This is a genomic window from Streptomyces sp. DH37 (genome assembly GCF_029813835.1).
In the GTDB taxonomy this organism is placed as follows: domain Bacteria; phylum Actinomycetota; class Actinomycetes; order Streptomycetales; family Streptomycetaceae; genus Streptomyces.
Genome location: NZ_JARVKV010000023.1, coordinates 1 through 14,981, shown reverse-complemented (window position 1 = coordinate 14,981; position 14,981 = coordinate 1). Strand labels below are relative to the sequence as shown.

The window sequence follows — 14,981 nt, the reverse complement described above, 5'->3', positions numbered from 1 at the left end:
CATGCCACGGACGCCACGCCCCACGATCGTGCTCGTCGGGCACGGGATGGTCGGCCAGCGGTTCCTGGAGGAGCTCGCGAGCCGGGAGGTCACCGAGCGGGCCCGGGTGGTCGTGCTGTGCGAGGAGCCGCGGCCCGCGTACGACCGCGTGCGGCTCACCTCGTACTTCTCCGGCCGCACGCCCGAGGAGCTGTCCATGGTGGACGAGGGCTTCATGGAGCGGCACGGCATCGAGCTGCGCCTGGGCGACCCGGCGGTCGCGATCGACCGCGCGGCGCGCACCGTCACCTCGCGCGCCGGGCTGGAGATCGGCTACGACACGCTGGTGCTGGCCACCGGCTCCTATCCGTTCGTGCCGCCCGTGCCGGGGAGGGACAGCGCCGGCTGCTTCGTCTACCGCACGGTGGAGGACCTGCTCGCCATCGAGGAGTACGCGAAGGGCAGCCGGGTGGGCACGGTCGTCGGCGGCGGCCTGCTGGGCCTGGAGGCGGCCGGCGCGCTGAACGGGCTGGGCCTGGAGACCCACGTCGTGGAGTTCAACCCGCGGCTGATGGCCCTCCAGGTCGACGAGGGCGGCGGCGCCGCGCTGCGCCGCACCGTCGAGGGGATGGGCCTGATCGTCCACACGGGCGTGGGCGGCCGGGAGATCACCGCCGACGGGAGCGGGGCCGTCACCGCGATGGCGCTCTCGGACGGCTCGGTGATCGAGACCGACATGGTGGTCTTCTCGGCGGGCGTGCGCCCCCGCGACCAGCTCGCCCGCGACTGCGGCCTGGAGGTCGGCGAGCGCGGCGGCATCGTCGTCGACGAGCGCTGCCGCACCGCCGACGGGTCGGTGTACGCCATCGGCGAGTGCGCGAGGACCGCGGACGGCATGGTGTACGGCCTGGTGGCGCCCGGCTACGAGATGGCGCGGGTGGCGGCCGAGACGATCGCCGGGGGCGACCGGGCCTCCTTCACCGGCGCCGACACCTCCACCAAGCTCAAGCTGCTGGGCGTGGACGTGGCCTCCTTCGGCGACGCGCACGGCAGGACCGAGGGCTGCCTGGACGTCGTCTACTCCGACTCGCGCGCCGGCGTCTACAAGAAACTGGTGATCGCCTCCGACGGCACCCTGCTGGGCGGCGTGCTGGTCGGCGACGCCGAGGCGTACGGCACGCTGCGCCCGCTGACCGGCGGCGTCCCGCCGGTGGCTCCCGAGCAGCTCGTCCTGCCGGCCGGGGCCGGGGCACCGGTGGCGCTGGGGCCGTCCGCGCTGCCGGACGAGGCGGTGGTCTGCAGCTGCCACAACGTCACCAAGGGCGCCGTCCGCGCGGCCGTCACCGACCACCGGTGCGCCACCGTGCCCGAGGTGAAGAAGTGCACCAGGGCGGGCACCGGCTGCGGAAGCTGCGTGAAGGTGCTCACCACCCTGGTCAACGACGAGCTGGAGGCGAGCGGCGTCGCGGTCGACAAGGGCCTGTGCGGCTGCTTCGCCCACACCCGCGGCGAGCTGTACGAGATCGTCCGCACCCTGCGGCTCACCTCCTTCGCCGCGCTGCTGGACGGCCACGGCCGCGAGGAGGCCCGCGGCGGGGAGGGCTGCGAGGTCTGCAAGCCGGTCGTCGCCTCGATCATCGCCTCGCTGGCTCCGGCGCTGGGCGCCAGCGGCTACGTCCTGGACGGCGAGCAGGCGGCCCTCCAGGACACCAACGACCACCACCTGGCCAACCTCCAGCGCAACGGCTCGTACTCGGTCGTGCCGCGCGTCCCCGGCGGGGAGATCACGCCGGAGAAGCTGATCGTGATCGGCGAGGTGGCCCGCGACTACGGGCTCTACACCAAGATCACCGGGGGGCAGCGGATCGACCTGTTCGGCGCCCGCGTCGACCAGCTCCCGGCGATCTGGGCGCGGCTGGTGGACGCCGGCTTCGAGTCGGGCCACGCCTACGGCAAGGCGCTGCGCACGGTGAAGTCGTGCGTGGGGCGGACCTGGTGCCGCTACGGGGTGCAGGACTCGGTGCGCATGGCCATCGACCTGGAACTGCGCTACCGCGGCCTGCGCGCCCCGCACAAGCTGAAGTCGGCGGTCTCCGGCTGCCAGCGCGAGTGCGCGGAGGCGCGGTCCAAGGACTTCGGCGTGATCGCCACCGCCGGCGGCTGGAACCTGTACGTGGGCGGCAACGGCGGCGCGACCCCGCGCCACGCCGACCTGCTGGCCCAGGACCTGTCCGACGCCGAGCTGGTCCGGCTGATCGACCGCTTCCTGATGTTCTACATCCGCACCGCCGACCGGCTGGAGCGCACCGCGGCCTGGCTGGAGCGGATCGAGGGCGGCCTGGACCACGTGCGCGACGTGGTCGTCCACGACTCGCTGGGCCTGTGCGACGAGCTGGAGGCCCTGATGGCCGACCACGTGGCGAACTACCGCGACGAGTGGGCCGAGACGCTGAACGATCCCGAGCGGCTGCGGCGCTTCGTCTCCTTCGTCAACGCGCCGGACGCGCCCGACCCGTCGGTGCGGTTCGTCGCCGAGCGCGAGCAGGTCAGGCCCGACCTGACGATCCTGTCCGGCCCCGACATCCCCGTCCGCATCCCCGAAACGCCCGAAGCTCTCGAAGGGACCCCGGCCCGATGACCGCAGCGATGACCGCCACCGCTTCCGACACCGCTTCCGAGACCGCCTCCGAGCACACCCCGACCGCCGCTCCGCCCGCCGCCCCGCCCGCCGCCCCGCCCACGGCGGCCGGCGTACGGGTGGAGGTGCGCGCCGACGGCGGCTGGGCCGCGGTGTGCGCCCTGTCGGACCTGACGCCGGGGCGGGGGGTGGCCGCGCTGCTGCCCGACGGCCGGCAGATCGCCCTGTTCCGGGACCGGTCGGGCCGTGCGTACGCCGTCGGCAACCGCGATCCGTTCACCGGCGCCTACGTGCTCTCGCGCGGGCTGCTGGGCTCGGCGGGCGGGCGGCCGTTCGTGGCCTCGCCGCTGCTCAAGCAGCGTTTCGACCTGGCCACGGGCCGCTGTCTGGACGACGAGGCGGTGTCGGTGCCGGCGTACGCCGTGCGCACCCGCTGAGGGGCGCCGGGAGTCCCGCGGCGGCTTCCGGCCGGGAACGCCGAGGGCCCCGGCCGCGGCCCGTGTGGGGCGGGCCGCGACCGGGGCCCGGCTCTGCCCCGTCCGGCGCGCCGGCCGCCCTGCCCTGGCGGTTCGGCGCACCGGACGGGAGAAGGGGTCAGCCCGCGGCGCACGCCTGGTCGCCGAGGCTGACGCGGGTGCCGTCCTGGGCCGCTCCGCCGCTGGTCTGGAAGCCGAAGGAGATCGTCCCTCCGGCCGCGACCGTGCCGTTGTAGGGGGCGTTGGTGACGGTGACGGTGCTGCCGCTCTGCGAGAAGCCGCCGTTCCAGCCGTTGGCCAGGCTCACCCCGGTCGGCAGCTCGAACCGCGCGCGCCAGCCGTTCAGGGCCTGTCCGGTGCGGACGGTGACGGAGACGACCGAGCCGGTGGCCCAGCGGTTGGAGACGGTGAAGGTGGCGGAGCAGTCACCCGTGGGCGGCTCGGGGTCGCCCGGGTCGCCGGGGTCGCCGCCGCCCGCCGCGACGAAGGCGTCGCGCAGCGCGTCGTAGGCGGGCTTGGGCCGGTAGTTGTCGTCCCAGGGGCAGGCCGCTCCCTGGCCCTGGAAGACGTCCGGCACCCAGGAGTCGCGGTCGCTGACGCCCCAGACGGTGATGCCGGAGCAGCGGGAGACCGCCAGGCAGGCGTCGGCCACCGCGCGGTAGTCGCGGGCCTGCTGCTGGAGCTTGGAGCTGTCGGACGGCATCTGCATCCGGATGTCCAGCTCGGTGATCGCGACCTCCAGGCCCAGGTCGGCGAAGCGCTGGAGGTTCTGCCGGATCGCCGGGCCGTTCACCTGGCCGACGATGAGGTGGTTTTGGAACCCGACCCCGTCGATGGGCACGCCCTGCGCCTTCAGATCGCTGACCAGCCGGTACAGGCCGTCGCTCTTGGCGTTGTCGAGCTCGGTGTTGTAGTCGTTGATGAACAGCTTGGCGTTCGGGTCGGCGGCGCGGGCGGCCCGGAAGGAGTCCGCGATGTAGGACGAGCCGAGCTGCTGGTAGAACTTGCTCTGCCGGAACGAGCCGTCCTCGTTGAACGCCTCGTTCACCACGTCCCAGCGCTGGACCTTGCCCTTGTAGCGGGCGACCTGGGTGGTGACGTGGTCGGTCATGATGGTGCGCAGCTCGCTGTTGGAGAACGAGCCGTTCTGCAGCCAGCCCGGCATCTGGCTGTGCCAGACCAGGGTGTGTCCGTAGACGAGCTGGTCGTTCTGCTGGGCGAACTGGACCAGGCGGTCGCCCCCGGCCCAGTTGAACTGGCCGCGCTGGGGCTCGACCGCCTCCCACTTCATGGCGTTCTCGGCGGTGACGCTGTCGAACTCGGTGCTGACGATGGCGCTGTAGGTGCCGTTGCCCAGCAGGCCGTCGTTGACGGCCGTGCCGATGAAACGGCCGGTGGGCTCGGCGACCTCGCGCAGGGTGGGGTCGGCGGCCTGGCTCGGGGCGCTGAATCCGAAGGTCAGCGCCGCGGTCGCGGCGGAGGCGGCTACGACCGCCCTGGCTAAACGACGTACGGTGCGTACACGGTGTTGCCTCATGCTGGGGATGTCCCTCTCTCGACGCCCCGGAACACTTTCCGGAAGACTGTTGGAAGGTTTCGAGGGTGCGCCGGGAACGGTAGAGCCGATGGGGACGCCCGTCAACGGTGTGCGTGTGTGGAGGAGAGGGCATGGGAGACGGCATGACGGACGGCGCGGTCGCCGCGACCGGTGGCGTCGCGGAGCAGAGGATGGCGCCCAAGGTGGAACAGAAGGTCACGATCACGGCCATCGCCCAGGAGGCGGGGGTCTCGGTCCCCACCGTCTCACGGGTGGTCAACGGCCGCTCGGACGTCGCGCCCGCGACCCGGGCCAGGGTCGAGGAGCTGCTGCGGCAGTACGGCTACCGCCGCCGCACGGCCTCCTCCGGCGACCGGCCCGCCCTGATCGACCTGGTCTTCAACGACCTGGACAGCCCCTGGGCGGTGGAGATCATCCGCGGCGTGGAGGAGACCACGCACGAGGTCGGCTTCGGCACGGTGGTCTCGGCCATCCACGACCGCGCGGGCTCGGCCCGGCAGTGGATGCGCAACCTGCGGGCCCGCGCCTCGGGCGGCGTGATCCTGGTGACCTCGGTCCTGGAGCCGGTCCTGCACGAGGAGCTGCACCGGCTGGGCGTGCCCCTGGTGGTGGTGGACCCCTCCGGCTCCCCCGCCCTGGAGGCGCCGACGGTCGGGGCCACCAACTGGGCCGGCGGCATGTCCGCCACCGAGCACCTGCTGGAGCTGGGCCACCGCCGGATCGGCTTCATCGCCGGGCCGCCGAGACTGCTGTGCAGCCGCGCCCGGCTGGACGGCTACCGCGCCGCGCTGGAGGCGGCGGGCGTCCCCGTGGACGACCGGCTGATGGTGCCGGGCGACTTCTACCACGAGTCCGGCTTCACCGGCTGCAACCGGCTGATGGACCTGGACGAGCCGCCCACCGCCCTGTTCGCCGCCAGCGACCAGATGGCGCTGGGCGCGATCGAGGCGCTGCGCAGGCGCGGGATGCGGGTGCCGGAGGACATCAGCATCGTCGGCTTCGACGACCTTCCGGAAGTCCGCTGGTCGGCTCCGCCGCTGACCACGGTACGCCAGCCGCTGGTGGAGATGGGCAAGGTCGCGGCCCGCACCGTGCTGCGCCAGGCACGGGGCGAGGAGATCGACTCCCCGCGCGTCGAACTCGCCACTGAGCTGGTCGTTCGCGCCAGCACGGCGCCGCTGCGCGGCTGACCCGGAAAGCGGATCGAACAACTCCATATAACGGACGCATCACGCTGCCGGGCCACGGGTCCCGTTTTTTGTCAGACCTGTTGACACCGCTGGAGCGCGTACGTACTTTCCCACCACCACTACCGATAATTTTCGGAGTCCTTCCGGAAGGTATGCGATGCGAACAGCAGTGCAGGGCTCGGCCATGAGAGGCCGCAAGGGATTCGGGCGGCGCCACGCCGCCACGCTGACGGCGGCGGTTCTGGCCGCCTCCGTGCTCACCGCCTGCGGCAGCGGCGGTCCCGGCGAGGAGAAGGCCGGCGGAACCCTGGAGGTCTGGGTCTACCAGGACGCCTCGACCAAGGTGCAGCGCGACGCGGTCGAGCGGTTCAACAAGACCTCCGACGTCAAGGCCAAGCTCGTCGAGGTGCCCGGCGAGGGCTACCAGGACAAGATGCGCAGCGCCATGGGCACGCCCAACGCCCCTGACGTCTTCTTCAACTGGGGCGGCGGCAGCATCAGCAACTTCGTCGAGAAGGACATGCTGGTCGACCTCACGCCCGAGATCCAGAAGGACGAGAAGCTCAAGGACGCGTTCCTGCCCTCGATCCTCAACGCGGGCAAGGTGAACGACAAGGTCTACGGCATCCCGATGCGGGGCATGCAGCCGGTGGTCCTCTTCTACAACAAGGACGTCTTCGAGAAGGCGGGCGCCGAGCCGCCTGAGTCCTGGGAGGACCTGCTGGGGCTGGTCGACACCTTCAAGAAGGAGGGCGTCACCCCCTTCGCGCTCGCCGGCACCGACGCGTGGACCGAGCTGATGTGGGTCGAGTACCTGCTGGACCGCATCGGCGGCGCCGAGGTCTTCCAGCGCATCCAGGACGGCGACTCCTCCGCCTGGGGCGACCCGGCCGTGCTGAAGACCGCCGAGACCATCCGCGACCTGGTGGACCGCGGGGCGTTCGGCAAGAACTACGCCTCGGTCAACTACACCGCCGACGGCGCCTCCACGCTCTTCGCCAAGGGCAAGGCCGCCATGCACCTGATGGGCAGCTGGGAGTACTCCAACCAGCAGGCCAACCAGAAGGAGTTCGCCGAGAAGGGCCTGGGCTGGACCACCTTCCCCGCCCTCCCCGACGGCGCGGGCGACCCCAAGAACGTCGTGGGCAACCCCACCAACTTCTGGTCGGTCAACTCCAAGCTGAAGGGCGAGGAGCGCGAGGCGGCCCTGGAGTTCGTCAAGACCGCCGCCGAGGAGTGGTACGCCGAGGCCCTGGTGGACAACGGCGACGTGCCCACCACCTCCGGCTCCGAGGACATGCTCACCGGGCACCCCGCCCCGGACTACGCCCTCTTCCAGTACGACCTCGTGCGCGACGCCCCGAACTTCACCCTCTCCTGGGACCAGGCGCTGCCCGCGCAGCAGGCCTCGCCGATGCTCACCAACATCCAGAAGCTCTTCAACAAGCAGCTCAGCCCCGAAGAGTTCGTCGACGCCATGAAGGCCCTCAAGTGAAGCAAGCAGTACCGACCGCGTCGCCGCGCGTGGGCCGCCCGGGCATTGCCTGGGCGGTCCCCGGCGTGTTGTTCTTCGTCCTGTTCGCCGTCGGCCCCATGGTGCTCGTCGGCTACCTGTCCTTCACCAGCTGGGACGGCCTCGGCGACTTCCCCTCGGTCAGCGGCACCGGCAACTGGGAACGGCTGTTCAACGACCCCACCATGCGGCAGGCCGTGTGGCTGAGCGTCCTGCTCACCGGCGTCAGCTGGCTGATCCAGACGCCCGTCGCCCTGCTGCTGGGCGTGTGGTCGGCGGGCCGGCAGAAGAACCGGGCCGTCCTCAGCGCGATCTTCTTCCTGCCGCTGCTGGCCTCCTCGGTGGCGCTGGCGCTGCTGTGGAAGTCGCTGCTGGACCCCAACTTCGGCCTGATCGCCGAGATCGGCCCGTGGCTCGGGATCGAGGACGGCAACCTGCTGGGCTCCTCGCGCGGCGCCTTCGCCGCCGTCGCCTTCGTCGCCGCCTGGCAGTTCATCCCGTTCCACACCCTGCTCTACCAGGGCGGCGCCCGGCAGATCCCCAAGTCGTTCTACGAGGCCGCCTCCATCGACGGGGCGAGCACCGTGCGGCAGTTCTTCTCCATCACCCTGCCGCAGCTGCGCAACACCATCGTCACCTCCTCGGTGCTGATGGTCGTCGGCGCGCTGACCTTCTTCGACACCGTCCTCATCCTGACCGAGGGCGGACCGGGAACGGACACCACGATCGTGCCCTACCTGATGTACGAGACCGGCTTCCAGGCGTACGACATGGGCTACGCGAGCGCCATCGCCACGACCCTGGTGATCGTCGCCACCGCCATCTCCCTGCTGATGGTCCGGATCTCCGGCTTCAGCGCCATGCGCAGCACCCGGGAGGGGATGTGAAGACCGCCACCCGCCCCGAAAGCCCCGAGCGGCGCCCCTCGCAGAGCCCGCAGCAACCCGCGCACCGGGCGACGGGCGGCGAGGGCCTGGGCCGCAGGCTCCGCCGCGTCCGCAAGTGGAACATGCCGGCGGGCGTCGCCTCCGTCGTCTGGCTGGTCATCGTCGGCCTGCCGCTGTACGTCCTGGTCCTCACCACGCTGCGGGACCGCGACGCCTACTTCGACGAGGGCGCGCTGAGCCTGCCGGGCGACCTCACGCTCGACAACTACCGCACGGTGCTGGAGAGCGACTTCCTCACCTACCTGGTCAACACCGCGATCGTCACGGTCGCCACCGCGGCCATCGTCGTGGTGCTCTCGGTGTGCGTCGGCTACACGGTGGTGCGCACCCTCAGCCGGTCCTCCCAGCGGATCTTCCAGTTCTTCCTGCTGGGCCTGGCCATCCCCGCGCAGGCGGTGATCATCCCGATCTACCTGCTGATCACCCATCTGCACCTCTACGACAGCCTGCTGGCGATCATCCTGCCGACCGCGGCGTTCTGCCTCCCCGTCTGCGTGCTGATCCTGGCCGGCACCATGCGGGACATCGAGGAGGAGATGTACGAGGCGATGGCGCTGGAGGGCGCCAGCCAGACCCGCGTCCTGCTCCAGCTCGTCGTCCCGCTCTCCCGCGGCGGCATCTCCACGGTCGGCGTCTACGCGGCGCTCCAGGCCTGGAACAACTTCCTCTTCCCCCTGATCCTCACCCAGTCGCGCGAGAGCCGGGTGCTCACCCTCGGCCTCTACGACTACGTCGGCCAGTTCCGGGTGGACATCCCCGCACTGCTCGCCGCGGTCGTGCTCTCGATCGTGCCGATCTTCGTCGTGTACCTCTTCGCCCGCCGTCAGCTCATCAACGGCCTCATGGGAGTCGGCGGACGCTGATCCGCGCGGACCACGCACGGGACATGCGCAGGACACGCCGACGCTGAACAAGGAGCCTCATGCATCACCACCCCTGGCAGGACACCTCCCGACCCGTCGAGGAGCGCGCCGCCGATCTGCTGTCCCGGATGACCCTGGAGGAGAAGCTCGCACAGCTCTCCAGCGTCTGGCCGGGTTCCGAGGCCGACGGCGACGACGTCGCTCCGCTCCAGCACGAGGTCTCCGAAACCGTCGACCTGGACGCCCTGCTCCCCCACGGCCTGGGCCAGCTCACCCGCCCCTTCGGCACCGCCCCGGTGGAGCCGTCCGAGGGCATGCGGGCCCTGGCCGCCTTCCAGGCGAAGGTCGCCGCGGCCAACCGCTTCGGCATCCCCGCCCTCGCCCACGAGGAGTGCCTGACCGGCTTCACCGCCTGGCAGGCCACCATCTTCCCCACCCCGCTGGCCTGGGGGGCCACCTTCGACCCGGCGCTGGTGCGCGAGATGGCCGCGGCCATCGGCGCCTCCATGCGCTCGGTCGGCATCCACCAGGGCCTCTCGCCGGTGCTGGACGTGGTGCGCGACCCGCGCTGGGGCCGCACCGAGGAGTCCATCGGCGAGGACCCGTACCTGGTGGCGACCCTGGCCACCGCCTACGTGGCGGGGCTGGAGTCCACCGGGATCGTCTCCACGCTCAAGCACTTCGCGGGCTACTCCGCCTCGCGCGGCGCCCGCAACCACGGCCCGGTCTCGATCGGCCCGCGCGAGCTGGCCGACGTGATCCTGCCGCCGTTCGAGATGGCCCTGCGCGAGGGCGGGGCCCGCTCGGTCATGCACGCCTACAACGACGTCGACGGCGTCCCGGCCGCCGCCCACACCGAGCTCCTCACCGACCTGCTGAGGGACGCGTGGGGCTTCGACGGCACGGTGGTCTCCGACTACTTCGGCGTCTCCTTCCTGGAGCTGGCCCACCACGTCGCCGACTCCCCCGCCCGCGCCGCCGCCCTGGCGCTGGCCGCGGGCGTGGACGTGGAGCTGCCGGGCCTGCGCTGCTACGGCGAGCCGCTGCTGAAGGCGGTGCGCTCCGGCGAGGTCCCCGAGTCCCTGGTGGACCGGGCCGCGCTGCGGGTGCTGCGGCAGAAGTGCGAGCTGGGCCTGCTGGACCCGGACTGGTCGGCCGAGGCGCCGGCCGCGTCCGCGGACCGGGTGGACCTGGACCCGCCCGCGATGCGGGCGCTGGCCCGGCGCGTGGCCGAGGAGTCCGTCGTCCTGCTGGACAACTCCCGGGGCGTGCTCCCCCTGCACCCCACGGCCCGCATCGCCGTGGTCGGCCCGTACGCGGACGAGCGGGCCGCCATGCTGGGCTGCTACACCTTCCCCCGGCACGTGGGCGTCGAGCACCCAGAGCTGCCCGTCGGCGTGGAGATCCCCACGCTGCTGGACGCCCTGGGCGCCGAACTCCCCGGAGCCGCCCTGACGGACGCCCCCGCCGACGCCGACATCGTTATCGCGGTGCTCGGCGACCGCTCCGGCCTCTTCGGCCGCGGCACCTCCGGCGAGGGCTGCGACGCCGAGGACCTCACCCTCCCCGACGGCCAGGCCGCGTTCCTGGACGCCCTGCTGGAGAGCACCGACAAGCCCGTGGTGCTGGTGCTGCTCACCGGCCGCCCGTACGCGCTCGGCCGGTGGGAGGGCCGTCTCGCCGCCGTGGTCCAGGCGTTCTTCCCCGGCGAGGAGGGCGGACCGGCCGTCGCCGGCGTCCTCACCGGGCGGGTCAACCCCTCGGGCCGGCTCCCGGTCAGCGTGCCGCGCGGCGCCGGCGGCCAGCCGTGGACCTACCTCGTGCCGCCGCTGGGCCTCAAGGGCGACGCCAGCAGCATCGACCCGACGCCGCTGTACCCCTTCGGGCACGGCCTGTCGTACACCTCCTTCGCGTGGGAGGCCGCGGCGTGCGGCGCCGACGCCGTCCCGACCGACGGCTCCGCCGAGGTCCGCGTCACCGTGCGCAACACCGGCGAGCGGGCCGGCACCGAGGTCGTCCAGCTCTACCTGCACGACCCCGTGGCGCGCGTCGCCCGCCCGGTCACCCAGCTGGTCGGCTACGCCCGGGTGGCGCTGGAGCCGGGCCAGGCGGCCGAGGTCGTCTTCGACTTCCACGCCGACCTGGCCTCGTACACCGTGCGGCCCGGTGAGCGGATCGTCGAGCCCGGCGCCGTGGAGCTGCGGCTGGCCGCCTCCAGCGCCGACGTGCGCCACACCGTGCCGCTGACCCTGACCGGGCCGGAGCGCACGGTCGGCTTCGACCGCCGCATGACCTGCGGAGCGGAGGTGCGCGTCCTCCAGCCCTGATCCGGTCATGACGCAACCCTGACGCAGCCCTGATCCGGCCCTGGTCCGGTCCTGGTCCCGGGCCTCCCGGCCGGCGCCCGCTCCGCCCCCCGGCGGGCGCCGCGCTCCTCGCCCCGGCTCCCCGTCCGGCCCGCGCTGTGCCGCGCGAAGGAGACGATCGCGCCGTCACCGTGGGAACCGGCGGGCGCCGGGGCGAGGAGCCGCGACAGGGCACGGCCCGGACGGTACGGGGAACCCCCTCCCCGTCCGGGCGGGCGCACGGCCGTGGTGACCGGTGCCGGCAGCGGCCCGGAACGGCTGTCGGCCGAGGCGCCGGGGGCTCGGGCCGTGGACTCCGGCGGACCCGGCGCGCCGCACCGTCGAGCACGCCCCGGCCCGTCCCGGGCCGCCGGAGGTCACGCCGCGGAACCGTCCGGGTCCTCCAGGCGGACCGGCATCAGGAGCGAGAAGGTCTCCGCGTCGTCCGGTCGGCGGACGGCCAGGGGCGCGGCGGGGCCGCCGAACTCCAGGACCAGCCGCTCCCGGGCCCCGGCGGCCAGGGCGTCCAGCAGGAAGGCCCGGTTGACGGCGGTGCGCACCGCGCCGCCGCCGTCCCGCTCCCGGTCGCCGTGCCCGGCCACGGTCACCGCGCCGTCCCCCGTCACCACCAGGACGGTGACGTCCACGGCGACCGTCCCGCGCTCCTCGCGCAGCTCGTGGACGCAGGCCGGCCCGGTGCGCACCGCCTCGCGCAGGGCGGGCACGCCGACGGTGACCCGCCGTCCCCCGGGCAGGCGGGTCAGCCGGCGGTAGTCGGGGAACCCCTGGTCCAGGCAGCGGCCTTCCGTGCGGCGGTCGTCCGCCTCCAGGGCCGCCCGCCCGCCGCCCACCACCAGCCGGACGGACTCCGCGCCGTCCAGCAGGGCACGCATCGCGTCGGCGAGCGGGGCGGGGACGAGGGCCTGTACGCGCTCCCGTCCGGAGCGCGCACCGCGCCCGGCGGTCCCGGCCCGGGCGACGGCCAGCCGGTAGCGGTCGGTGGCCGCCAGGCGCAGCGTCCCGTCCTCGGCGTCGAACAGGACGCCGCCCAGCACCGGCAGGCCGGGGTCGGTGCCGGCGGCGAAGCGGACCGCGTCCAGGGCGGCGGCCAGACCGGCCGCGGGCAGGTCCAGTTCGGCGGTGGCGGCCGTGGGTGTCGGGGGCATGGCGCCCTCCCTGTCGTCGAGTAGTTCCCGGACCGCGGAGAGCTCGCGGCGGGCGTCGGACAACCCCCGCTCCAGACGGCGCAGATGGGCGTCCAGCAGCCCGCGCACCAGGGCGGTGTCCGGGCCGGGCCGGCCGGCCAGCACCAGCCGGATGTCCGCCAGCGGCATCCCGGCCCGGCGCAGCCGGGCCAGCAGCCGCGCCTCCGGCAGCTGCTCGGGGCCGTACCAGCGGTAGCCGCTGGCCGGGTCCACCCAGGCCGGCACCAGCACCCCGGCGCGGTCGTAGAACCGCAGGGCGCTCACGCTCAGCCCGCTGTCGCGGGCCGTGTCGCCGATGCCGTGCATCTCGCTCTCCACGCCCCGCACTGTGGTCCCTGAACCAGGTCGAGGGTCAACCGCCGCCCGCGGCGACCGGTGCGGCGACCGGTGTTGGGCCAACGGGCCACCCGGCGCGACCGATTGTTCATGCTCTGTCAAAGCAGACTCCCTACCGTTCCCGATCGTTCGACCCCGCGCCCGACCGGCCGCGGGGCCAGACGACCTCGGTGGAGCGAACGTGGAACGTCGTAACTTCCTGCGCGGAGCCGTACTCACCGGATCGGCGGCCGCCTTCGGCGGCTCCCTGTGGCGCGGGGCCGCGCACGCCGCCCCCGCCCAGCCCGGTCCCGGTCCCTACGGGGCCCTGCGGCCGGCCGACGCCAACGGCATCCAGCTGCCCCAGGGTTTCACCAGCCGGGTGATCGCCCGCTCCGGGCAGAGGGTGCCCGGCACCTCCTACACCTGGCACAACGCCCCCGACGGCGGCGCCTGCTACGTCGACGGCACCGGCTGGATCTACGTCTCCAACTCCGAGATCAACCCCGGCGGCGGCGCGAGCGCCGTCCGCTTCGACTCCTCCGGGAACATCACCGCCGCCTACCGCGTCCTGTCGGGCACCCGCCAGAACTGCGCGGGCGGCAAGACGCCCTGGAACACCTGGCTGTCCTGCGAGGAGGTCGACCGCGGCTACGTCTTCGAGACCGACCCGTGGGGCGTGAAGCCCTCCGTGCGCCGTGACGCCATGGGCCGCTTCAAGCACGAGGCCGCCGCCGCCGACCCGGTCCGCAAGGTGATCTACCTGACCGAGGACGTCTCCGACGGCTGCCTCTACCGCTTCCGCCCCACCACCTGGGGCGACCTGTCCTCGGGGACGCTGGAGGTGATGACGGGCGGTTCGGGCACCTCCGGTTCCATCGGCTGGGCGCGCGTCCCCGACCCGTCCGCCGCCTCCACCGCCACCCGCCACCAGGTCTCCGCCGCCAAGCACTTCAACGGCGGCGAGGGCTGCCACTACGCCGACGGCACCTGCTGGTTCACCACCAAGGGCGACGGCCGGGTCTGGCAGCTCAACGCGGCGAGCAACACCGTCGAGCTGGCCTACGACGACTCCCTGGTCTCCGGCGGCGCCCCGCTGACGGGCGTGGACAACGTCACCGGCTCGGCCTCCGGCGACCTCTTCGTCGCCGAGGACGGCGGGAACATGGAGATCTGCGTGATCACCCCGGACGACGTGGTCGCGCCCTTCCTGCGGATCGCCGGCCAGTCGTCCTCGGAGATCACCGGCCCGGCCTTCTCCCCGGACGGCAGGCGGCTGTACTTCTCCAGCCAGCGCGGCACCAGCGGCAGCGGCTCGGGCGGCATCACCTACGAGGTGACGGGCCCGTTCCGCTCCTGAACCGCCCCCGGACGGCGCCTGAGCCCCTCCCGGGCCGCCGCGGCGCCCACCGGCTCCGGGCGCGGCGGGGTCACATGGCAGACCCCGCCGCGCCCGGCACCCCTCAGCGGTAGTCGTCGGAGTGGTCCCGCACCCGGACGTCGAACCTGTCGCGCGTTCCGAACAGCGGGTCCCGGTGGGGCTTGAGGTGCTCGTGGGACCGGTCGTCGCCGGTCTTCTCCCGCATCGCGGCGATCCACGCGACCGGTTCGGGGAAGTGGCCGGGGCCCTTGGGTCGGCCCTCGGGGTCGGCCTTCATCGCTGCGTCGGGGCGGTCGAGTTCGTCGGCCACGCGCGTCGGCGGGTAGGCGCGGTCCCCCGGCGTGCCGCAGGAGCCGCCCGAGGCGGCCCGGGGCCCGGCGGACGCGTCGCGGACGGCCCCGGGGCCAGGGGGACGGCGAGCGCGGCGGCGCGCGCACGGCCGATGCGCATGGCGTGGTCTCCGACCGGTGGCCGACCGCCGTTCCGGCCCCGGGGGTTCACCGGACCGGGGCAGCGACGCCGTCGGTACGCCACGCCCGGGGAGGACCGCCGTGCGCGCGCCCCCCGGGGG

The 14,981-nt window shown here is 73.3% G+C and carries 11 protein-coding genes; 8 read left to right on the top strand and 3 right to left on the bottom strand.

What is annotated here, in order from left to right; genetic code table 11:
- Position 1 precedes the first annotated feature (1 nt).
- Both nirB and nirD read left to right on the top strand, forming a co-directional pair.
- On the top strand, positions 2-2,617 hold the full coding sequence (nirB, locus tag QC029_RS14065; RefSeq protein ID WP_279555969.1) for a nitrite reductase large subunit NirB: 2,616 nt from the start codon (positions 2-4) through the stop codon (positions 2,615-2,617).
- Positions 2,614-3,054: a nitrite reductase small subunit NirD gene (gene nirD, locus QC029_RS14060; protein WP_279555968.1), complete on the top strand. Its 441-nt coding sequence runs from the start codon at positions 2,614-2,616 to the stop codon at positions 3,052-3,054. The genes nirB and nirD overlap by 4 nt, the downstream gene beginning before the upstream one ends.
- Before the next feature lie 157 nt (positions 3,055-3,211).
- On the opposite strand, the gene QC029_RS14055 is transcribed toward nirD, so the two are convergent.
- The gene (locus QC029_RS14055) at positions 3,212-4,630 is read right to left on the bottom strand and encodes an endo-1,4-beta-xylanase (protein ID WP_279555967.1); all 1,419 of its coding nucleotides are present in this window, start codon (positions 4,628-4,630) and stop codon (positions 3,212-3,214) included.
- 191 nt (positions 4,631-4,821) lie between these two features.
- Here QC029_RS14055 and QC029_RS14050 point away from each other — a divergent pair, with 191 nt between their 5' ends.
- The 5 genes from QC029_RS14050 (at position 4,822) to QC029_RS14030 (ending at position 11,491) form a co-directional block, all read left to right on the top strand.
- The gene (locus QC029_RS14050; protein WP_279556023.1) at positions 4,822-5,841 is read left to right on the top strand and encodes a LacI family DNA-binding transcriptional regulator; all 1,020 of its coding nucleotides are present in this window, start codon (positions 4,822-4,824) and stop codon (positions 5,839-5,841) included.
- Between the two features lie 184 nt (positions 5,842-6,025).
- Positions 6,026-7,336: an ABC transporter substrate-binding protein gene (locus QC029_RS14045; protein ID WP_279556022.1), complete on the top strand. Its 1,311-nt coding sequence runs from the start codon at positions 6,026-6,028 to the stop codon at positions 7,334-7,336.
- Positions 7,333-8,241 (top strand): carbohydrate ABC transporter permease, encoded by a 909-nt coding sequence (locus QC029_RS14040; protein WP_279555966.1) that lies wholly within the window; start codon positions 7,333-7,335, stop codon positions 8,239-8,241. The genes QC029_RS14045 and QC029_RS14040 overlap by 4 nt, the downstream gene beginning before the upstream one ends.
- Positions 8,242-8,363: 122 nt before the next feature.
- Positions 8,364-9,164 (top strand): carbohydrate ABC transporter permease, encoded by an 801-nt coding sequence (locus tag QC029_RS14035; protein ID WP_279556021.1) that lies wholly within the window; start codon positions 8,364-8,366, stop codon positions 9,162-9,164.
- Positions 9,165-9,223: 59 nt separating this feature from the next.
- Positions 9,224-11,491, top strand: coding sequence for a glycoside hydrolase family 3 N-terminal domain-containing protein (locus QC029_RS14030; protein WP_279555965.1), 2,268 nt, complete (start codon positions 9,224-9,226; stop codon positions 11,489-11,491).
- A 395-nt stretch (positions 11,492-11,886) separates the two neighbouring features.
- On the opposite strand, the gene QC029_RS14025 is transcribed toward QC029_RS14030, so the two are convergent.
- Entirely contained in the window at positions 11,887-13,032 is a 1,146-nt protein-coding gene (locus QC029_RS14025) for a MerR family transcriptional regulator (protein WP_279555964.1), read from the bottom strand.
- Between the two features lie 199 nt (positions 13,033-13,231).
- On the opposite strand from QC029_RS14025, the gene QC029_RS14020 reads away from it, so the two are divergent.
- Positions 13,232-14,389: an alkaline phosphatase PhoX gene (locus tag QC029_RS14020; protein ID WP_279555963.1), complete on the top strand. Its 1,158-nt coding sequence runs from the start codon at positions 13,232-13,234 to the stop codon at positions 14,387-14,389.
- Between the two features lie 103 nt (positions 14,390-14,492).
- Here QC029_RS14020 and QC029_RS14015 read toward each other — a convergent pair whose 3' ends face one another.
- Positions 14,493-14,720, bottom strand: coding sequence for a hypothetical protein (locus tag QC029_RS14015; protein WP_279555962.1), 228 nt, complete (start codon positions 14,718-14,720; stop codon positions 14,493-14,495).
- Positions 14,721-14,981: the final 261 nt, after the last annotated feature.

What these genes read in the sequence shown, in the direction of transcription:
- nirB (WP_279555969.1), top strand. Translation starts at nt 2, where the DNA reads ATGCCACGGACGCCACGCCCCACGATCGTGCTCGTCGGGCACGGGATG.
- nirD (WP_279555968.1), top strand. Translation starts at nt 2,614, where the DNA reads ATGACCGCAGCGATGACCGCCACCGCTTCCGACACCGCTTCCGAGACC.
- QC029_RS14055 (WP_279555967.1), bottom strand. Translation starts at nt 4,630, where the DNA reads ATGAGGCAACACCGTGTACGCACCGTACGTCGTTTAGCCAGGGCGGTC.
- QC029_RS14050 (WP_279556023.1), top strand. Translation starts at nt 4,822, where the DNA reads ATGGCGCCCAAGGTGGAACAGAAGGTCACGATCACGGCCATCGCCCAG.
- QC029_RS14045 (WP_279556022.1), top strand. Translation starts at nt 6,026, where the DNA reads ATGAGAGGCCGCAAGGGATTCGGGCGGCGCCACGCCGCCACGCTGACG.
- QC029_RS14035 (WP_279556021.1), top strand. Translation starts at nt 8,364, where the DNA reads ATGCCGGCGGGCGTCGCCTCCGTCGTCTGGCTGGTCATCGTCGGCCTG.
- QC029_RS14030 (WP_279555965.1), top strand. Translation starts at nt 9,224, where the DNA reads ATGCATCACCACCCCTGGCAGGACACCTCCCGACCCGTCGAGGAGCGC.